17 protein-coding genes are annotated in these 19,289 nt (G+C 61.7%); 2 read left to right on the top strand and 15 right to left on the bottom strand.

All coding sequences use genetic code 11. The annotated features are described in order from the left end of the window. Nucleotide 1 precedes the first annotated feature (1 nt). From M0654_RS13200 to M0654_RS13140, 13 genes are all read right to left on the bottom strand, one after another. On the bottom strand, nt 2–1,600 hold the full coding sequence (locus M0654_RS13200; RefSeq protein ID WP_248683516.1) for a peptidoglycan DD-metalloendopeptidase family protein: 1,599 nt from the start codon (nt 1,598–1,600) through the stop codon (nt 2–4). Between the two features lie 148 nt (nt 1,601–1,748). After that, on the bottom strand, nt 1,749–2,402 hold the full coding sequence (locus M0654_RS13195) for a protein-L-isoaspartate(D-aspartate) O-methyltransferase (RefSeq protein WP_248683515.1): 654 nt from the start codon (nt 2,400–2,402) through the stop codon (nt 1,749–1,751). Continuing rightward, complete coding sequence (surE, locus tag M0654_RS13190) at nt 2,399–3,169, bottom strand: 5'/3'-nucleotidase SurE (protein ID WP_118849544.1); 771 nt, start codon at nt 3,167–3,169, stop codon at nt 2,399–2,401. The genes M0654_RS13195 and surE overlap by 4 nt, the downstream gene beginning before the upstream one ends. Further along, nucleotides 3,169–4,452 carry a serine--tRNA ligase gene (gene serS / locus M0654_RS13185; protein WP_248683514.1) on the bottom strand — a complete coding sequence of 428 codons (1,284 nt, stop codon included), beginning with the start codon at nt 4,450–4,452 and terminating at the stop codon, nt 3,169–3,171. The genes surE and serS overlap by 1 nt, the downstream gene beginning before the upstream one ends. Nucleotides 4,453–4,503: 51 nt before the next feature. Beyond that, nucleotides 4,504–5,328 (bottom strand): twin-arginine translocase subunit TatC, encoded by an 825-nt coding sequence (gene tatC, locus M0654_RS13180; protein WP_118849542.1) that lies wholly within the window; start codon nt 5,326–5,328, stop codon nt 4,504–4,506. Further along, nucleotides 5,325–6,026 (bottom strand): Sec-independent protein translocase protein TatB, encoded by a 702-nt coding sequence (gene tatB, locus M0654_RS13175; protein WP_248683513.1) that lies wholly within the window; start codon nt 6,024–6,026, stop codon nt 5,325–5,327. Before tatB ends, tatC begins: the two co-directional genes overlap by 4 nt. 33 nt (nt 6,027–6,059) lie before the next feature. Then, on the bottom strand, nt 6,060–6,281 hold the full coding sequence (locus tag M0654_RS13170; protein ID WP_118849540.1) for a twin-arginine translocase TatA/TatE family subunit: 222 nt from the start codon (nt 6,279–6,281) through the stop codon (nt 6,060–6,062). 185 nt (nt 6,282–6,466) lie between these two features. After that, complete coding sequence (gene scpB, locus M0654_RS13165; protein WP_248683558.1) at nt 6,467–7,162, bottom strand: SMC-Scp complex subunit ScpB; 696 nt, start codon at nt 7,160–7,162, stop codon at nt 6,467–6,469. Between the two features lie 11 nt (nt 7,163–7,173). After that, on the bottom strand, nt 7,174–8,022 hold the full coding sequence (locus M0654_RS13160; RefSeq protein ID WP_248683512.1) for a segregation and condensation protein A: 849 nt from the start codon (nt 8,020–8,022) through the stop codon (nt 7,174–7,176). Between the two features lie 25 nt (nt 8,023–8,047). After that, entirely contained in the window at nt 8,048–9,064 is a 1,017-nt protein-coding gene (gene nagZ / locus M0654_RS13155) for a beta-N-acetylhexosaminidase (RefSeq protein WP_248683511.1), read from the bottom strand. Nucleotides 9,065–9,140: 76 nt separating this feature from the next. Next, a complete protein-coding gene (locus M0654_RS22785; protein ID WP_282571630.1) occupies nt 9,141–12,020 on the bottom strand; it encodes an SPOR domain-containing protein in 2,880 nt (959 codons plus the stop codon). 66 nt (nt 12,021–12,086) lie between these two features. After that, a complete protein-coding gene (gene argS, locus M0654_RS13145) occupies nt 12,087–13,844 on the bottom strand; it encodes an arginine--tRNA ligase (protein WP_248683510.1) in 1,758 nt (585 codons plus the stop codon). A 61-nt stretch (nt 13,845–13,905) separates the two neighbouring features. Continuing rightward, entirely contained in the window at nt 13,906–15,123 is a 1,218-nt protein-coding gene (locus M0654_RS13140; RefSeq protein WP_248683509.1) for a deoxyguanosinetriphosphate triphosphohydrolase, read from the bottom strand. A gap of 181 nt (nt 15,124–15,304) precedes the next feature. Here M0654_RS13140 and erpA point away from each other — a divergent pair, with 181 nt between their 5' ends. Both erpA and xth read left to right on the top strand, forming a co-directional pair. Next, the gene (gene erpA, locus M0654_RS13135) at nt 15,305–15,634 is read left to right on the top strand and encodes an iron-sulfur cluster insertion protein ErpA (RefSeq protein ID WP_248683507.1); all 330 of its coding nucleotides are present in this window, start codon (nt 15,305–15,307) and stop codon (nt 15,632–15,634) included. Between the two features lie 76 nt (nt 15,635–15,710). After that, nucleotides 15,711–16,514 carry an exodeoxyribonuclease III gene (gene xth, locus M0654_RS13130; protein WP_248683505.1) on the top strand — a complete coding sequence of 268 codons (804 nt, stop codon included), beginning with the start codon at nt 15,711–15,713 and terminating at the stop codon, nt 16,512–16,514. Nucleotides 16,515–16,542: 28 nt separating this feature from the next. Here xth and exoR read toward each other — a convergent pair whose 3' ends face one another. Both exoR and M0654_RS13120 read right to left on the bottom strand, forming a co-directional pair. Next, the gene (gene exoR / locus M0654_RS13125; RefSeq protein ID WP_248683504.1) at nt 16,543–17,337 is read right to left on the bottom strand and encodes an exopolysaccharide production regulator ExoR; all 795 of its coding nucleotides are present in this window, start codon (nt 17,335–17,337) and stop codon (nt 16,543–16,545) included. Between the two features lie 481 nt (nt 17,338–17,818). Beyond that, complete coding sequence (locus tag M0654_RS13120) at nt 17,819–19,102, bottom strand: OmpP1/FadL family transporter (protein WP_248683503.1); 1,284 nt, start codon at nt 19,100–19,102, stop codon at nt 17,819–17,821. Between the last annotated feature and the right edge of the window lie 187 nt (nt 19,103–19,289).

The raw sequence follows: 19,289 nt of genomic DNA, 5'->3' as shown, positions 1-19,289 counted from the left end.
ATTATTCAAGGTATGTAATCGGGTTGACCGGGGTCGCGTCCTTGCGCACTTCGAAATGCACCTGCGGACGCTTGGCGTCACCGCTCATGCCCGAGGAGGCGAGCGTCTGGCCGCGGGTGACCTTCTGGCCGCGCGTGACGTTGATGCTGCCCGCATGGCCGTAAACCGTGACCTTGCCGTCGTCGTGACGGACAAGAACGGTATTGCCGAGTTGCTTCAGGCCGTTGCCGGCGTAGATGACGACGCCGTTCTCGGCAGCCTTGATCGGCGTGCCTTCCGGAACGGAGATGTTGATGCCGTCGTTGCGGGTGCCTTCGACATTCTGGCCGTAGCTTGCAATGACGGCGCCGTTGACCGGCCAGCGATACTTGCCGATGCCGGTCGACTGCGGCGCAACGGACGCAACATCCGACTTCTTCTCGACCTCGGAGACCGATGCAGTTTCGGGCGTCGACTTGACGGAAACCGGCGTCACCTGAGCGGCTGGTGCAGATGCCACGGCTGCGGGAGCAGCAGGCTTTGCGGCGGCAGGCTTTTCAACGGCCGGCTGCGGAACCGATGCCGTGGTGACCGGGTCGGCCACGCCGTTTGCCACCTTCAGCTTCTGGCCTACACGGACAATACCCGAGGTCAGGCCGTTCGCCGCCTTCAGCTGATCCACCGAGGTGCCGGTTTCGCGGGCAATCTTGGCAAGCGAGTCGCCTGGCTTGACCGTATAGGTGCCACCGAGCGACTTGCCGCCCGAAGCCGGCGTGATCTTTGCGCCTTCGCCGGCTGTCTTGTCGCGGCTCGGCAGAACGGCAACCTTCTGCTCCGGCTCGCGGCTCGGTGCCGGAACGCGGTTGGCGAGATCGATATCGCCGGCAGCATTCTTAGCGGGGTTCTGTGCGGTGCCGAAGGTTGGGATTATGATCGACTGGCCAGGCGAAACCTTGCCGCCGTTGGCCTTCAGGATTTCCTTCTCCGGCACGCCATATCGCTTTGCCATGGTGGAAACCGTCTCACCGGCCTTCAGCGTAACGCGTGGCGCGTTGACGGTCGACCAGCCGGACATCGGCTGAGCCTTGGCAGCGCTCTGGGGCGAACCGAGCGGCTTCACCGTGCCGGTGGTGAGGTTGTCACCACGCGACGTTGGCGATGCCGTCGGTGCAGGAGCGCTTGCAGCCTGGCGAGCCGGGAATGGCTGGGCCATCGCTTCCTGGCGTGTGGACGGATCGCGGCCGGCGTTCGGCGGCGCGAGTTCGGTGCGCTGAACGGCGACCGGCGCCGAAGCAACGCGAGCTGGCGAGGTATAACCGCCCGAAGCGGCCGGATAGGCCTGAGACGTGGCAGTGTTGCGCGAACCGTAGTCGTAGCTTGGCACAGCAGGCAATGAAGCCTGGTTGGAGCCGATGTCGGCGCTCGGCATCGGAGCCCGACCATAAGCACCAGCACCCTGCCGCTGCGGGATCGACGCCGTCGTTATGTTATCGGTTTTGGAAAACAGGCCCGAGAAGCGCGTCGCATCCGAGCTGCAGCCGGTTGCCGCACTGGCGAGAAGCATCGCAGCCGCGACCTTGGTAAGGGACTTTCCGGACTTCGGAGAACTCATATGACGCATGACTCGACCTACAGATACGCAACCATCGTGTGTGAGTCATTAAAGCGCGTTAGTCTTACTGCCGGGTTAAAGCCCGACATGTCTCTAAAGTTTTTTGGGAAATTGATAACCATGATGAGGCGCGCCTGAGCCCGCCCATGGTTAGCTCTCAAAGAGCGGCTGCCACATTCGGCATGATCGGCAGGTAGGGGACCGGAAAAAGGTCTTCCCGCTCGAAACGGCTGCCTGTCTTCGTCAACCGCACCATCATGCAGGCATCGTCGCTGATCATTAGCGGCGCCACCATCGAGCCGCCATGCGTGAGCTGCTCTGCATAAAAGCGCGGCATGGATGGGAAAGCGGCGGTCACGAAGATGCGGTCGAACGTCCCCTCGCCCGGCATGCCGTTGCTGCCGTCGGCCTGGCGTACGACCACATTGGAAAGCCCTAATGCATCCATGCGTTGCTGAGCCGCTGTCGCCAGCGTGCGGTAGCGGTCGATCGTCAACACACGTTCTGCCAGTCGCGCGATCACTGCTGCGGTAAAGCCGCTTCCCGTGCCAATTTCCAACACCCGCTGTCCCGGCTTGACCTGCAGGCGATGCAGGAGCCGCAGGGTCAGGTCGGCACCTTCCATGAACGAACCACAATCGATCGGGATTGTGCGGCTCGTATAGGCGTCTTCGGCAAAGGGCGCAGGCACGAAGGCAGAGCGCGGCGTCTGTTCGACGGCCGTCAGCAAATCAAGATCCGAAATTCCTTCCGAGCGAAGACGCAGCACGAGTGCTGCAAAGCCTTCTTTCTCGATCATGCCCGATTTCAATCGGCTGCTCCGAATCCCAGTGCCTCGGCAACGCGATCCTGAACCGAATAATCGGTCAGGTCCAGCTTCAGCGGTGTTACCGAGATCTTGTTGTCCTTCAGCGTCTGGATGTCCGTACCGGCCCGGAAGCGGCCGTTCCGCTCGCCAAAGCGCAGCCAGTAGTAGGGCTTGCCGCGACCGTCTTCACGCGCATCGATCGTCAGGCCGAAGTCCAGCTTGCCCTGCGTCGTGACCTCGACGCCCTGAACCTCGGATGGTTCGCAATTGGGGAAGTTGACGTTGAGGAAGGTCTCGTCCGGCAGATCAACATTCAGCAGCTTGCGGATCAGGTTCGGCGCGTAGGATTCCACGACGTCCCACGGCACGAAACGGCCGTTCTCGCGACGCACCGCCTGGCTCAGCGCAATGGAGCGAACACCCTGCAGCGTTCCTTCAATCGCCCCGGCGATCGTGCCGGAATAGGTCACGTCGTCGGCCATGTTAGCGCCGTCGTTCACACCCGAAAGCACAAGATCCGGCTTTTCCGGCAGGACTTCGCGGACACCCATGATGACGCAATCCGTCGGCGTACCGCGCAGCGCGAAATGCTTGTCACCGACCTTTCGGAGCCGCAGCGGCTCCGAAAGGGTCAGCGAGTGGGCGAGCCCGCTCTGGTCCGTTTCCGGTGCAACGATCCACACATCGTCCGACAGTTTTCGAGCGATTCGCTCGAGCACCGCCAGCCCTTCGGCGTGGATGCCGTCATCATTGGTCAGCAATATCCGCATTAAGCAGCCCGTTCGATCTTCGTGAGACCACCCATATAAGGCAGGAGAGCGTCCGGGACAGTGATCGAACCATCTTCGTTGAGGTAGTTCTCCATGACTGCGATGAGGCAGCGGCCGACGGCGAGACCCGAGCCATTCAGCGTGTGGACGAACTTCAGGTTCTTGTCGTCCTTGACGCGGTAACGCGCGTTCATGCGACGACCCTGGAAGTCACCGCAGACCGAGCAGGACGAAATTTCGCGATAGGTATCCTGCCCCGGCAGCCAGACCTCGATGTCGTAGGTCTTGCGGGCACCAAAGCCCATGTCGCCGGTGCAAAGCGTCATGGTGCGAAAATGCAGGCCGAGGCGCTTCAACACGTTCTCGGCGCACTCCGTCATGCGCTCATGCTCGGCAACCGAGGATTCAGCGTCGGTGATCGAAACGAGCTCGCATTTCCAGAACTGGTGCTGGCGCAGCATGCCGCGCGTGTCGCGGCCAGCCGAACCTGCCTCGGAGCGGAACGACGGCGTCAACGCCGTGAAACGCAGCGGCAGCTTTTCCTGCTCCAGAACGTCTTCGGCCACCAGGTTGGTGAGCGTCACTTCGGCGGTCGGGATAAGGTAACGACCGTCCGTGGTCTTGAAGAGGTCTTCCTCGAACTTCGGAAGCTGGCCCGTGCCGAACATGGCCGTGCCCTTCACCATCAGCGGCGACGACACTTCCGTGTAGCCGTGCTCGGTGGTGTGCATGTCGATCATGAACTGGCCAAGCGCCCGCTCCAACCGGGCAAGCTGGCCGGTCAGCACCGTGAAGCGCGAACCGGAAAGCTTTGTCGCCCGCTCGAAATCCATATAGCCGAGCGCTTCACCGATCTCGTAGTGTTCCTTGGCAGCATGGGTCCACGTCGGCTTCTCGCCCACGACGCGGGTCACGACGTTGTCGTGCTCGTCCTTGCCAACCGGCACATCATCGAACGGGATGTTCGGGATCCGGGACAGCGCGTCTTCGAGCGCTGCGACGGCGTCGCGCTCCTCCTGCTCTGCGGCAGGCATCGTTTCCTTGATCGTCGCAACTTCCGCCTTCAGCTTCTCGGCAAGCTCCGAGTTCCGCTGGCTGAGCGCGATGCCGATTTCCTTGGAGGCCGCATTGCGGCGCGACTGCATGTCCTGGAGCTTCTGGATGACCGCGCGGCGCGTGTCGTCCAATGCAATCAGGCTCGCTGCCATTGGCTCTGCACCACGCTTCTTGAGCGCGGCGTCCAGAGCACCTTCGTTTTCACGGATCCACTTGATATCGAGCATCGGTTCTTGCCTCTAAGCCAGTTACCGCATGCCCGCCTCAACGACGAAGATTTAAGCCTTCTCCGTCTCCGCAACATCCGACGCTTGCTCCTCCTGGAGAGCATCTTCAGCACGTTTGCGCTCGACGAGTCGTGCGGCGTAGATGGAAATCTCGTAGAGAAGGATGGTCGGCAGTGCAAGGCCGATCTGGGACATCGGATCCGGCGGCGTCAGCACGGCGGCGACCACGAAGGCAATCACGATCGCGAACTTGCGCTTCTGCTTCAGCCAGTCGCTGCTGAGAATCCCGACGCGAGCAAGCAGCGTCGTGACCACCGGCAACTGGAAAACCAGCCCGAAGGACAGGACCAGCGTCATGATGAGGCTCAGGTATTCCGACACGCGCGGCAGGAGCGAGATGCCGACTTCGCCTTCGGACGGCGCCTGCTGCATGGCGAGGAAGAACCACATCACCATTGGCGTGAAGAAGAAGTAGACGAGCGCCCCACCAAGCAGGAACAGGATCGGCGACGCAATCAGGAACGGCAGGAAGGCCGCACGTTCATTCTTGTAGAGGCCGGGAGCGACGAACTTGTAGAGCTGCGAGGCGATCACCGGGAAAGCGATCACCAGCGCGCCGAACATCGCGACCTTCACCTGCGTGAAGAAGAATTCCTGCGGCGCGGTGTAGATCAGCTCCGACTTCGTGACGTCCAGGCCAGCCCAGACGACCGCCCATTTGTAGGGCACGACGAGCAGGTTGAAGAGCTGCTTTGCAAAGAAGAAGCAGACGACAAACGCCACGAAGAAGGCGCCGATCGACCAGATCAGCCGGGTACGCAGCTCAAGGAGATGCTCCATAAGCGGCTGCGGCTTATCTTCATAATCACCGCTCATGCGTCATCCTTCGGCGTGTCGGTCTTCTTCACGGTACGTTTGCGGCTGGCTGCCTTGACGGGCTCACCATCGCCGGTGATCGCGGCCGGCTTTGCCGCCGGCTTGGCAACCCGGCGTCGCGCCGGCTTGGCGTCCGCAGATGCAATATCGGCAGCATCGGCCTGCGGTTTGGCCCGTGCAGAAGTCTTGCGAACTGGCTTCGCCGCCGCCTCGCCTGCCACTCCTGCAGGAGCAGCGCTTGCGACAGGCGCCGCCGAAACGGGCGACGTCTGCGTTGCCGCGGATTGAGTGTCGCTGGCGACAACCGGGGTCTCGTCAGTTGCAGCAGAAACAGTTTCACCCGACCCGATGGCATCTGCCGACTTGGCCGGTTCAGCCGTGGTCTGGCTCGGTAGCTGAGTCGCGCGCTGGAGGTCGGATTTGATCTCCTGCCCCATCTGGCGCAGCGGATTGATGGCATCCCGCAGCGCGTTAGTCGGGTTCAGCTTCTGGACATCGGTCAGCGTCGACTTCACCTCGTCAAGGTCCGCCTCCCGCAAGGCCTCATCGAACTGGGTTCGAAATTCACCCGCCATCTTGCGCAGGTTCGCGGTCATCTTGCCGAATGCCCGCAGCATAGGCGGCAAGTCCTTCGGACCCACCACCACGATCAGTATGATCGCGATGACGAGCAGTTCGCTCCAACCGATATCAAGCATTCAGAAAGGCTCCCGGAACCTGCAGCGCAAGTCTTACGACCGGCTGGTTTCCTTGACCTCGTCCGCCTTGTGATCGACCGTCTTGGCAGTGGTCGAGCCGTTGGCTTCCGGAGCGTCGTCGTCAGACATGCCCTTCTTGAAGCTCTTGATGCCCTTGGCAAAATCGCCCATCAGTTCCGGAATCTTGCCACGTCCGAAAAGAACGAGCACGATGACCAGAACGATCAGCCAATGCCACACACTGAAAGAACCCATAAACTCAACTCCCTAAGAACCGTTTTATCGATGTAAGCGGTTTATCCAGCTTTTTCAAACACCAAAATGTCCCACTTCCTAACTGTCACCGCTATTCGTCGAAAGACGAAGGAGCAAGAGCACGACGTGTGGAAATGTTACTTGGCAAACGCTTTTCGATATCGAGTTGGAGGGCGAGAAAGCCTTCAATCCTCGGGATCTCCGCGCGGCGCGAGCAACCCAAGTTCCTCAAGATCAAGCTGGGTGATCGGATCTTCATCCTCGGAGATCTCGTCGGAATCAATCGGTGCAGGCACGGCGAAGCCCGGCGGAATGCGACCGGACAGCAATCCCGCGCCCTTCAATTCTTCGAGACCCGGCAGGTCACGCAACTCCTCAAGCCCGAAGTGATCCAGGAATTCCGGCGTGGTTCCGAGCGTCACCGGGCGGCCCGGCGTGCGGCGCCGGCCGCGGAAGCGCACCCAGCCCGCCTCCATCAAGACATCGAGCGTGCCACGTGATGTCTGCACGCCGCGGATATCCTCGATCTCCGCGCGCGTCACCGGCTGGTGATAGGCAATGATGGCCAGCACCTCCAGCGCCGCCCGCGAGAGCTTGCGCGCCTCGTTGTCATCCCGATGGATCACGAAGGAAAGATCCGCGGCAGTTCGGAAGGCCCAGCGGTCGCCTGTGCGGATGAGGTTGACACCGCGCTTGGCGTAGACCGCCATCAGCCGCTCCATGATGGCGCGCACATCCGCACCACGCGGCAAGCGTTCAGCCAGGAATGATTCGGGCACGGGCTCGGCGGAGGCGAACACCAGCGCTTCGGCGATACGTTCGGCTTCTTCGGCACTGAAGGAGAAAGCTTCGTCTTCACCCGGCTCGGCAGCGATATCCATGTCTTCAGCGCTCATGCCTCGCCTCCCTCACCTGCTGGCGCCGCCTGGACCACCTTCGGCCGATCTCCCTTCCGCAGGTAGATCGGCTGGAAGGCGCCGTCCTGGCGGATCTCCAACTTGCCCTCGCGCACCAGTTCCAAGGCTGCCGCAAAGGCGCTTGCGGTTGCGGTCACGCGATCTTCCGCCGGCAGGTATGGCAGCAGATAGTGCTGCAGAGTGGTCCAATCGCCGATTTCGCCGAGCATGCGGGTGAGCAGTTCGCGGGCGTCAACGAGCGACCACACCTTGCGGCGCTCGATCGTTACCTGGGTCACCGCACCGCGCTGGCGCAGGTTGGCATAAGCCGACAGCAGGTCGTAAAGCGAGGCTTCAAACGCCGACTGCACCCGATGCGGGATATGCTCCGGCGCGCCGCGCGCGAAGATATCGCGGCCAAGACGGTTGCGGTTGACGAGATTGGTCGCCGCGTCACGCATCGCTTCGAGGCGCTTCAGGCGGAAGGCAAGCGTTGCGGCCAATTCTTCGCCGCTTGGCCCTTCATCGCCCTTCGCCTGCTGCGGAATGAGCAGCTTTGACTTCAGGTAAGCCAGCCACGCGGCCATGACGAGATAGTCGGCAGCCAGTTCGATGCGCACGCGCCGGGCGCTCTCGATGAACTGCAGATATTGCTCGGCCAGCGCCAGGACCGAGATGCGGGCGAGATCGACCTTCTGGTTTCGCGCAAGATGCAGCAGGAGATCGAGCGGCCCTTCGAAGCCGCCGACATCGATCACCAAACCGGCCTCGCCGGTCGCGCGCTCGGCGGTTCCCTGCCAGAGCTTGTCCATCGGGATGGCGTCCTGCGATGTCGTCGTGGCCATTCCCAAACCTTCAGTTACACGTCCGTCAAGCGGTCCCCAGCAAGCCGTGGAACTCCGCCCGGATCGCTGCTTCGTCGGCCCCGTCACCTTCGGTGAAGGCAGCTTCCACGGCTCTTGCGCGTCGCAATGCGTCGCCGGCCAGCGGGATCGTCTCCTTCACCACCGCCTTCATTTCCTCCATCACGCCGTTGCAATGCAAGACAATATCGCAGCCGCCCCCCATGATTCGTGCGGCGCGCTCGCCGATCGTGCCCTTCAGTGCATTCATCGAGGTGTCGTCCGACATCAACAGTCCATCGAAGCCGATATGGCCGCGAATGATCTCCTCGATCACCTTGCGCGAGATGGTCGCTGGCTCATTCTCGTCAATCGCGGTGAAGACGATATGGGCGCTCATCGCCATCAACTCGTTCTTCATTGCCACGAAGGGGATGAAGTCGTGCGCTTCCAACTCGGCGCGTGAGGCGGTAACGACGGGAAGCTCATGGTGGCTGTCGGCCATCCCGCGGCCATGGCCCGGCATGTGCTTCATCACCGGAAGCATGCCTCCAGCCTTCAGGCCTTCCGCTGCGGCCTTGCCCATTTCCGCAACCACGGCCGGGTCAAAGGCGTAGGCGCGATCACCGATGACGTTGCTGGCGCCTTCCACCGGCACGTCCAGTACCGGCAGGCAATCAACGTTGATTCCGAGCTTCATCAGGTCGAACGCGTGCAGGCGCGACATCAGCCATGTTGCCCGCAGCCCTAGCTCCCGGTCCTGCCTGAAGAGTTCGCCCAGCACAGCCGCAGACGGGTACCGCTCGATCATCGGCGGGCGGATCCGCTGCACGCGCCCGCCTTCCTGGTCGATCAGAACCGGCGCGTTCGGCCGGCCGACGGCATCGCGCATCGCCGCGACAAGATCGTGGATCTGCTGCGGCTCCACGCAGTTGCGCGCGAAGAGGATAAAGCCCCATGGGCGTTCATCGCGGTAAAGGGAGATTTCGCCAGCGGTGAGAGCAGCGCCGCTCGCACCAAGGATCATGGCTTTTGATTCGGTCATGGGAAAATCCTAGAACATCTGCGGCAACAAAAAACGGGGCGCCTGGGCACCCCGTTTCGTTTTCTCCAGCACTGGATCAGCGTGCGACGAGGCAGTTGCCCCCGGCAGCGCGATATTTTTCGCAGAGGGCAACGGCCTCTGCCTTGCTGCCGGCCGGGATGCGGACGCGGTAGAAGGTACCCTTGCCGGCAATCTCCGCCGCCCTGATGTCGACGCCACGGCCGCCAATCACGTTGCCGAACTTCGCCGACAGGCTCTGGTAGGACTTCTGGGCATCGGCCTGCGTCGGCAGCGAGGCAATCTGGATCACGTAACCGCCCTCGCCAAGCGACGCGACCTGCGCCGGTGCTGCCGCCTGCGATGCAGCCGGTGCCTGCGTCGGCGCACGCACCGTGCCTTGTTCCGTCACGGCTGCCACAACATTGACCGGCTGTTCGGCCGGACGCGTTGCCGGGATGGGAGCGCGTACGATGTTGACTGCCGGCTCGGCCGGAGCCTCGACCGCTGGTTCTGCCGCCTGGGCTGCAGCTTCCACCGAAGCAAGATCGGCCTGCGGTGCAGCAGGTGCCGCTTCAGGCAGATTGCCGGAAACGGGTGCCGAGACCGGAACCAGACCCGCGGTGTCCGCCGATGCGGCTGGTGCCTGCGGGAGCGCATTCGGTGCCGCGGCAACCTGCGTCGCCGGCTCACCCGACCGCGTTCCGGCTGCGGGAACCTTGGCCATGTCCTGCGCTGCCGTAACCGGAGCTGGAACTTCCTGCTCCACCAGTTTGCCGTCCGGACGCACGATCATCGTCTTCACCCGACGAGGCATGACGGCGACCGGCTGCTGTTCAGCCGGCAGGGCCGCCTGCTGCTCCTGGTCCGGAAGCAGGCGCAGATCATCGGCCCCGGCGATTTCCGTCGGCTCGATGTCGTTTTCGCCTTCCAGAGGAAGCGTATCTGGCATCAGGGTCCGCTGAACCACATCAACCGGCTCCTCGCTGGAGGAAATCAGCGTCGGCTGCTGCGGTTCCTGCGGGGCAACGCCGGCCACGCGGTCGTAAACCGCCTTATCCTGGTTGGGCACCGTCTTGCCGCCCGGATTTTCAGGCGCAACCTTCACAGGATCGGTATCGGCAGCGATGATGATCGGTTCGCCGTTTGACGAAGCGCCCGGCATGCTGCTGCCAATCCAGGCGTAGGCACCGAGGCCACCGGCCACGACGACGCCGGCGATCACCAGCGGCAGGGTCCAGTTGCGAACGGAGCGACGGGCGTTTTCGAAAGTCGCAAGATAATCCGTACCACCCGAGCCCGCTTCGTTCGGATCGATCGGCGCCAGCGGCGCAGCCAGGCTGCGGCGGAAATCTTCTTCCAGGGCACGCTCGAAATCGTCGAGATCGGAATACTGCGGCGGCTGCGACTTTGCGGCTGCCGGCTGATCGTAGGACGCGAACGAGACCGTCGGCTGCGGAAGCGGCTCCGGCTTTGCAACAGGCGTAGGCTCCGGCTTCTCCGGCTCCATCATCATGGAGGCCAGTTCGGCATCAATGTCGATATCGTAGTCCGGGCGGTAGATCGGCGGCTGCTCCGGCTCTTCGACCGGCAAGGCCGGTACGTCGAGCTCGGCGATTGCCTCAACCTGCTCCTCGGTCTCTGCAATCTCGGCAGGATCGAATGGGAGTTCCGCGATCTCTTCAACTGCAGGCTCCATGACCGGCTGCGGCGCAACCGGGGCTGCCGCCTGCGGAACAGGTTGCGGCTGCGGTACGGGTTGCACTGGCGGCGCAGCATGGAATACCGGCGCCGGCTGAACCTTCGGCTCGGGTGCTGCAACTTCCACAGGCGCGGGCGTGAACTCGTCCTCAACCGCCAAGTCCGCCAGATCGAGATCCAGTTCCAGATCACTCAGCGAAATCTCGAAATCGTCGTCCTTGAACGGATCCTCGATATCAAGAGCAGCCTCCATCGAAACCGGCTCGAACGAAAGTTCCGCGACCTGCGGCGCCTCAGGTTGCTCGACGGAAGGAGACGCTACCGGTTCGGGCTGCGTCACGGCGAGATCGTCAGCGCGAAGAGCAAACTCATCCCAGTTGAAAACCGGCGACTCAATCGGGGCGGACGTCGGCGCCGCCTCGAAGACAGGCTCTTCACGCTGATCAACGACCGCTTCAGCGACCGGCAGAGGCTGCGGCGCTTCCGGTTCAATAAACGTCGCCTCGGCAGCCTGCGCAGCAGGAAGCTCAGGCTCAGGAGCCACTTCGGGAGCAACGTGAACGGGCTGCTGGGGCGCGGCTTCCACCACCGGCGCCTGCGGCACAGGATTCGAGCGCGCAATATTGAAGTTGGCGAGCGGCATGCGGAAGCCAGGCTCATATGCCTTGGACTTCGGCACCACTGGCGCCGGCACCGGCTCCTCGACAGCCGGGGCTTCGAACGCTTCGAGCGGCTCTACGCCGATCGCAGCTTCGAGTTCTGCGGCAAGATCAAGCTCATCGATGACGAAATCGGTCGATTGGGTTGCCTCGAGGTAGGACGGGTCGAAGGCTGGTTCGACATTCTGCTGCGCGGGGCTCGCCAGTTGCGCCTGCACGGGAGCTTCCGGAGTCGGCTGATCTTCGGTGAAGACAGGCTCAATCGGAGCCTGGCGAAGCATCGGTGCGGGTTCATCATAATCAACCGCCGGCTCAAGCGCCGGCGCCGAGCCGATCACCCGCCGCGGCACGTCATCGATCGAGATATCGTTGGCCGGATCAAGGTGAGGCGAATCGTAGCGTTCGAATTCCTGGAGCAGTTCGTCCTCCAGGTTGAACGCGGGCTCGCGCCGACCCTGTGCCGGCGAGGCCGCAGCAGGACGCGCGAACGCAGGCAGGTCGTCGTACCCTACGATACGGGCGAGTTCCGCCAGCGGGTCGTCATCGGCGAAGAAGTCCGGCAGATCATTCCGGCTACGCGCAAGGTTGTTATCGGCCATTACCCCGTCCACTCACCTACATTGCTACGGCTCTGCCAGCGCAATGTGGGGAAATGAGGGCAGTAACTACCGCATTTCTTCCGGTGCTGCAGTACCTGTGATTGCAAGTCCAGACTTCAAAACACAAGCGACGGCATGCACCAGCCCAAGCCTGGCAATGCTCAATTGTCGGTTCCTATCGTTAACAAAGCGTAATTCCGGCTGATCCTTACCCTTATTCCAGTGAGCGTGGAAGGAACTGGCGAGATCGTAGAGGTAGAATGCCAGCCGGTGCGGCTCCTGCGCAAGGGCCGCAGCTTCAACGATTCTGGGGTATTCCGCGAGCTTTGCGACGATCTGGATCTCGTTAGGATCGGTAATCAACGCGGTGGAGCCAGCAAGGTCGATTGACGCCAGATCGAGGTCCGGAAACGCTTCCTTGGCCTGCCGCAGGACCGATGCAGTGCGCGCATGGGCGTATTGCACGTAGAAGACCGGGTTGTCCTTCGACTGCTCTGTGACCTTGGCGAAGTCGAAGTCGAGCGGCTCGGAGCTCTTCCTGTAGAGCATCATGAAGCGGACCGCATCGCGACCGACCTCATCCACCACTTCGCGCAGCGTCACGAAGTTGCCGGAGCGTTTCGACATCTTCACCGGTTCGCCGTTGCGGAAGAGCTTCACGAGCTGGCAGAGGAGCACGGTGAGCTTCGCTGACCCGCCGGATACGGCACGCGCCAGCGCTTCCAGGCGCTTCACGTAGCCGCCATGGTCGGCACCCAGCACATAGATCATCTCGTCGTAGCCGCGGTCGTACTTGTCCTTGAAGTAGGCCACATCGGCCGCGAAATAGGTGTAGCTGCCGTCCGACTTGATCAGCGGACGGTCGATATCATCGCCCACCTCGGTCGAGCGGAACAGCGTCTGCTCCCGGTCTTCCCAGTCTTCCGGCAACTGGCCCTTCGGCGGCGGCAGCGTTCCGCGGTAAACATGCCCCTTGAAGGTCAGGTCGTTGATTGCCTGCCGGATGCCCTGCGCGCCGTTCGCATGCAGGGTGCGCTCGGAGAAGAAGATATCGTGCTTGACGTTAAGCGCCTCGAGATCCTCTCGGATCATGGCCATCATCATCTCGATGGCCTTGTCCTTGACGATCGGCAGCCATTCATCTTCCGGCATGGCCAGCAGGCGCTGCCCGTATTCCTTTGCAAGGTCCTGGCCGACGGGAACGAGGTAATCGCCTGGGTAAAGCCCCTCCGGGATCTCACCGACAACTTCGCCCAGTGCTTCCCGGTAACGAAGAAAGGCCGAGCGCGCGAGGACGTCGATCTGGCTGCCGGCGTCGTTGATGTAATATTCCTTGTCGACCTGGTAGCCCGCAAATGCCAGCAGGTTGGCGAGCGCATCGCCCACCACGGCACCACGGCAGTGTCCGACGTGCATCGGCCCCGTCGGATTGGCGGAAACATATTCCACGTTTGCCTTGCGGCCCTGGCCGAGCGTGGAGCGGCCATAATCCACACCTTCGCGGATCATCGTCGCCAGCAGGTTCTGCCAGTAACCGATCGAAAGACGGATATTGATGAACCCCGGTCCGGCGACCGAAACGTCGCTGACATCCGGGTCGTTGCGTATCGTGGTGGCGATGATATCGGCCAGTGCGCGCGGGTTGGTACCAAGCGGCTTGGCGAGAACCATGGCAGCGTTGGTGGCCACATCACCATGGCTCTGGTCGCGCGGTGGCTCTACCGTGACACGGTTGAAGTCGACTTCGCTTCGCTTTTCCTTGACGATATCAATCGTTTCCAGAGCATTCTTTATTCTGATCTCGAAGTCGGCGAAGAGGTTCATATCACTCATCCGCAGCACGAGGCCGCGGATCCTTGAAAGCGGTTGTCGTTGGCTCGGGTGCCTAGCGCAAATCGGGAGTCTGGTCAAACAGCTCGCCATGCGCCCGGATGGCATAGGTATCCGTCATTCCGGCAAGATAGTCACCGACGTGGCGGGCGCGGGCGGCTTCGCTCAGGCCGGAAATCTGCTCCACCCAAAAATGGCTGTGCATCAGCGTCGGATCGTCCATGTAGGCCTGGAACAGGTCGGACACGATCTTGGCTGCGCCAGCGCGGATCCGCATGATCTCCGGATGCCGGTAGATGCGGGAGAACAGCAGCTTCTTGATCTGCCGGTCCGTCTCGGCCATTTCCGCCGAGAACGTCGCCACGACATGGTCCGCGGCGCGGATGTCTGCAGCACTTTGCGGCGTCAGCGTCTTGAGGTTCGCCTGCGCGACGGCAATGACGTCCTCCACCATGTGGGTGATCTGCCGGCGAGTGACCTCGTAGGCAAAGCGCGACCGCTCCAGGTTGGGATATTTTGCCCGCACCTCCGCCATCAGGCCGGAGAGGAACGGCACCTCCTCGAGCATATCGAAGGTCAGCAGGCCGGATCTGAGCCCGTCGTCGATGTCATGGGTATTGTAGGCGATGTCATCGGAGATCGCTGCCAGTTGCGCCTCAAGGCTTGCAAAGCTCGCAAGCTCAAGATCGTGCAACTGCGTGTAGTCCAGGATCGGCTGCGGCACCGGCCCGCGTAGCCCCTCGCCCGTTGGGCTGATCAGCGGACCGTTGTGCTTCACCAGCCCCTCGAGGCTTTCCCAGGTGAGATTGAGACCGTCGAACTCGGCGTAACGGCGTTCCAGCTTGGTAACGATCCGCAGCGACTGGGCGTTATGGTCGAAGCCGCCGTAGGGCTTCAGCATCTCGTCCAGCGCATCTTCCCCCGTGTGGCCGAAAGGCGTGTGGCCGAAATCGTGCACCAGCGCCACGCCCTCCGCGAGGTCTTCGTCCACCTTCAGGGCACGCGCGAGAGCGCGAGCGATCTGGGCGACCTCGATCGTGTGCGTCAGGCGCGTGCGGTAATGGTCACCATCCGGGCTGATGAACACCTGTGTCTTGTGCTTCAGCCGGCGAAAGGCGGTGGTATGCACGATGCGGTCGCGGTCACGCTGGAACTCCGAGCGCGTCAGGCTGCCCGGCTCGGGATACATCCGTCCGCGCGACGACCAGGGGTTTGAAGAATAGATCGCGCGCTCGCCGCTTCCGAACCCAAGCGTGCCGGTATCGATTGTCATGCCTTCACCTGCCTTCTCGGCCTCGCCCAAGCCTCTATCGGACCATTGACGCGCCTCTTGCCTCTTCATACCTATAGTACAGCCGTGCACAATGCCGGTGAATTGATGTAAAGCCAGTCGCGCAAGGCTGGCTCAGGATGTAGGTGTCAGCTCCGGGCCTTGAACCCGGCAGGAGACGAAAATGAATGCGAATGTGACGCTCTCGGATGCCGCCGCGAAGCGAATCTCCGAAATCGTGCAAGCCGAAGCAGGAAAACAGGCGCTTCGGGTATCGGTCGAGGGCGGCGGCTGTTCCGGCTTTTCCTACAAGTTCGACCTGGCTGACGCTCAGCAGGATGACGATGTCGTAGTGGCGAATGGCGACGCAAAGGTGCTGATCGACAGCCTGTCGCTGGTCTACATGGCAGGTTCCGAAATCGACTTCGTCGACAACCTGCTCGGCCAGTCGTTCCAGATCAAGAATCCGAACGCGGTAGCAAACTGCGGCTGTGGCACCAGCTTCTCGATCTAGCATCGGCGTATCTGCCCCTTCCCATCGGCTTCGCTTTGGCTAAAAGAGAAGACCTCCGACCAGAGGAACGAGGCTGATGAAGATTGCCACCTGGAATATCAACGGCGTCAAGGCGCGCATCGACAGCTTGCGCCAGTGGCTCACCGATTCCTCGCCGGACATCGTCTGCCTGCAGGAAATCAAATCGGTGGACGAGAATTTTCCGCGTCTGGAGATCGAGGCCCTCGGCTACCATGTGGAAACGCATGGCCAGAAGGGCTTCAACGGTGTGGCCCTGCTTTCCAAGACGAAGCCGGATGAAGTCATGCGGGGCCTGCCGGGTGGCGATGGCTTGGATGGACCTGTCGACGAGCAGTCCCGGTACATTGAAGGCGTTTTTTCGATGCCGTCTGGCGCCATTCGAGTCGCTTCGATCTACCTGCCCAACGGCAACCCGGCTGATGATCCGGTGAAATATCCTTACAAGCTCGCCTGGATGGAGCGGCTGCGCAAACACGCGCAGGCTTGCCTTGAACTCGAGGAACCGCTGATCCTCGCCGGCGACTACAACGTGATTCCCGAACCACATGACTGCTTTGACCCGGCGGTCTGGGCAACGGACGCGCTCTTCCTGCCGCAGACGCGGGCTGCCTTCCGCCGCCTGGAAAATCTTGGCTTGACCGACGCCGTTCGCGCCACGAACGACGCGACTAAACTCTATTCATTCTGGGATTACCAGGCTGGCGCCTGGCAGAAGAACAACGGGATCCGCATCGACCACCTGATGCTCTCACCCGAGGCGGCGGATCGGCTAACATCAACATCGATCGAGAAGCACACCCGTGCCTGGGAAAAACCCTCCGACCACGTGCCCGTGATCGGCGTCTTCGACTTCGCCTAGCCTCACCTCAGGCTAGGCTTCGGCACCCTCAATCGGCGCCCTGTGCAAACTGCTGCGACAGGGCAACAGCACCGCGACGGTCTTCTTCACCGGCAACAGAGAATGCCTGCTCCTGCAACTGCTGCATCCAGGAACAGTCCTTCGCCGCACAGCGATCAAGCGCCGCCGTCATGAAGGCAAGCCCACGAACAATCTGGCCTTCCTGAAACAGGACGTTGCCGAAGATTGCCATCGCGCCGGCATGGCCGTTGCGCCGCGCCTGATTCAGCCACTTCTTGGCCTGCTGGATGCTGGCGCCACCGCCCTCGCCCGACAGCATCATCTTCGCGAGCTGGAACTGGGCTTCCGCGACGCCGAATGTCGAGGCGACCTGGAAATACAGCTGCCGTGCCTGAGACAGGTCGGGCTTGACCGGCGTGCCGGGAATGCCGCGGCGGTAATAACCGGCAAGCGACAGAAGCGCATTGATGAAGAAACCGGTGTCTTCAGAGCCCGGCTCGATGCCTTGCGCTGCAATTTCATTGTAGATCTTGAAGGCTTCGAAGTCGTCCTTCGTGACGCCGTCGCCATAGGCGTACATGTTAGCGAGCGCCCAGCGAGAGCCGGTGTGGCCCTTTTCCGCTGCATAACGATAGGCCTCGATCGCATCTTCCTTCTGGCCGTTCTTGTAGGCCTTGAAGCCGAACTTGAAGAGATCGAACGGCCCTGATTCCTTCGTGACGCCGGATTGGATGTCAAACGCAGAGGCCGACCCAGCAACCAGCGAGGCAATCGTCGCTCCAAGAAGCAATACTCTCATGGATCCGATACCAGACTTCGCCATCGTCATTTTCTTTCACGCTGCTTCAGCGCCACCCCATCGGTAGCTGGAACCCGAGCACCGCAAGCCACCACACGCTTCCTCATCCTTCCCACACGGAAGGTCCGCGCCGGTGATGTTGAAAGAAAACTGTAGATGCCGTTTCCGGCAATACTAGGACCTATTGCCGCCGCTTCCGTGGCAGATGAGCGAAGACATTCGTCCGCTCCGATCGCCCCGGCAAAAACTGGCCGTATTGTAGAAAACCCGCCCATGTTACTCCAATTGCGCGTCCCGCCCCCGCAAGTTCGCGCTCTTTGTCCTTTCATCGCTGCTCCCCGTTTGTGGCGGGAAATGGACAAAAGTCCCAGCTCCGGACCCGGCTCCCATAGTCCAGGAAAAGTGTTGCCAAAACGTCACGAGACGGAGAGGCAGGCCTTCACGAGCATGCGCTACAAACGCGAACGCCCGGCGCGAGGCCGGGCGTTCTTGTGTGTCTTGTTGATCAGAAGCGAACCTTGACCGAGGTCGAGATCGCCGTCACCAGATCGTCACCGAAGTCGTAGTTGGCACGCGTGCCATATTCCTCGCCGCCGAGCGTCACCCGGCCGGACTCGCCGCCGGTCAGGACGCCGATCACGCCCGCGAGGCGGAACTCGACGTTTTCATTCGGGGTGTAGGCAGCGCCAAGGCCGAGCGTCCAAGTATCGGTATTGGTACCGTAACCCTGCGAGGTACCGCGGTCCCAGGTGATGCTGGCCGCACCGCTCCACTGTTCATTGAATTTGTGGCCGATGCCGCCGCTGATGGTCCAGCCGTCACGGTAGCCCAAGTCCAGCGCGGTCACGCCACCCGGCGACGCACAACCAGCGAATGCTCCCGGATCTTTGCAGAAGAAGCGTACCTTCTGAAGCTGGCTCCAGTCGGTCCACTTCACCGAACCGAAGGCCAGCCAATCAGGCGCGATACCGGACTGAACCCTGAGTTCCACGACATCCGGCATGCTCTGCGAGCCGTAAACATCGAACGGCGCCGTACCGTTGACCTGCGACAGGTCCAAGGTGCCGGTAATGTCGTTCAGCTTGACCTCGCTGTTGTAAACAAGGCTGGCGCGGAAGGCGTATTCCGGGATCTCGTAGGCGAGACCTGCACGCCAGCCCCAACCGTCGCCTTCAAGGTCAAGACGGCCTACGCCGCTTTGCAAGCCGCCAAACGCCGGCGGAACGCCGGTGAAATCCTGAACCAGGCGTTCCTGGAAACCGAAGACTTCCTGATAGAAACCACCACCAATGATGCGGAGCTGTCCCGGACCGGCATCAAAACGGTACGAGCAGGTCAGCGCGTAGTTGCGGCTCTCGACCTTGGTTTCGATGTCTTCGTTGGCGCCAGCCCAGTCACGACCTGGTTTCTTGTGAGCGCCCCACGGTTCGGAGTAATCGAACATGCAGTCCGCGTTGTCGATGCCGGCCTTGATGCCGATGCGCGGCACCCAATAACCTTCACTGCCGTCTGCCGACGTGGACAAACCATTCAAGTTACCGCCGCCATTGCCGGCTGCAGTGCCGTTGAATGGAAAAGCGCCCGAAGTAGTATCCACGTCCTGCACGTTCTTCAGCTTGCGCTGCGGCATGACGTAGGTAGCCGCCGCTTCGGCGGCCACTTTGCCCGGATCAAACAGGAGGTCGATGTTGTAGCCGCCCCTCTCGAGGCCCCCTGCAAAGGCAGGTGATTGGAGCGCCACGAGGCCAGCGGCCGCCACAAATCCGCCTGCTAAAGTCTTTCTTACCATAATTGCTCCCACTCCCGGTAAGGTGATGGAGGCAGTCTAAGAGCTGGATTCCAAATAACAACTTTCACCGACGCGCGTGCGGGCGCCGGAGCATGGCGCATAATTTACGTAAAGAATTCAAGTGTCACGCGTAGCTTCCGTCGTTGCGGAATAAAATGCTACCACATCAGCTCTACTCGCTAAAATG

The sequence above is a fragment of the Neorhizobium turbinariae genome (assembly GCF_023223505.1).
Lineage (GTDB): Bacteria > Pseudomonadota > Alphaproteobacteria > Rhizobiales > Rhizobiaceae > Neorhizobium > Neorhizobium turbinariae.
The sequence above is the reverse complement of the archived record's forward strand: the minus strand, read 5'-3'. Positions and strand labels throughout refer to the sequence as shown.

Bases quoted from the DNA above. Each gene is read 5' to 3' on its own strand.
- M0654_RS13200 (WP_248683516.1), bottom strand. From the start codon at position 1,600: ATGCGTCATATGAGTTCTCCGAAGTCCGGAAAGTCCCTTACCAAGGTC.
- surE (WP_118849544.1), bottom strand. From the start codon at position 3,169: ATGCGGATATTGCTGACCAATGATGACGGCATCCACGCCGAAGGGCTG.
- serS (WP_248683514.1), bottom strand. From the start codon at position 4,452: ATGCTCGATATCAAGTGGATCCGTGAAAACGAAGGTGCTCTGGACGCC.
- tatC (WP_118849542.1), bottom strand. From the start codon at position 5,328: ATGAGCGGTGATTATGAAGATAAGCCGCAGCCGCTTATGGAGCATCTC.
- tatB (WP_248683513.1), bottom strand. From the start codon at position 6,026: ATGCTTGATATCGGTTGGAGCGAACTGCTCGTCATCGCGATCATACTG.
- M0654_RS13170 (WP_118849540.1), bottom strand. From the start codon at position 6,281: ATGGGTTCTTTCAGTGTGTGGCATTGGCTGATCGTTCTGGTCATCGTG.
- scpB (WP_248683558.1), bottom strand. From the start codon at position 7,162: ATGGATATCGCTGCCGAGCCGGGTGAAGACGAAGCTTTCTCCTTCAGT.
- M0654_RS13160 (WP_248683512.1), bottom strand. From the start codon at position 8,022: ATGGCCACGACGACATCGCAGGACGCCATCCCGATGGACAAGCTCTGG.
- nagZ (WP_248683511.1), bottom strand. From the start codon at position 9,064: ATGACCGAATCAAAAGCCATGATCCTTGGTGCGAGCGGCGCTGCTCTC.
- M0654_RS22785 (WP_282571630.1), bottom strand. From the start codon at position 12,020: ATGGCCGATAACAACCTTGCGCGTAGCCGGAATGATCTGCCGGACTTC.
- argS (WP_248683510.1), bottom strand. From the start codon at position 13,844: ATGAACCTCTTCGCCGACTTCGAGATCAGAATAAAGAATGCTCTGGAA.
- M0654_RS13140 (WP_248683509.1), bottom strand. From the start codon at position 15,123: ATGACAATCGATACCGGCACGCTTGGGTTCGGAAGCGGCGAGCGCGCG.
- erpA (WP_248683507.1), top strand. From the start codon at position 15,305: ATGAATGCGAATGTGACGCTCTCGGATGCCGCCGCGAAGCGAATCTCC.
- xth (WP_248683505.1), top strand. From the start codon at position 15,711: ATGAAGATTGCCACCTGGAATATCAACGGCGTCAAGGCGCGCATCGAC.
- exoR (WP_248683504.1), bottom strand. From the start codon at position 17,337: ATGGCGAAGTCTGGTATCGGATCCATGAGAGTATTGCTTCTTGGAGCG.
- M0654_RS13120 (WP_248683503.1), bottom strand. From the start codon at position 19,102: ATGGTAAGAAAGACTTTAGCAGGCGGATTTGTGGCGGCCGCTGGCCTC.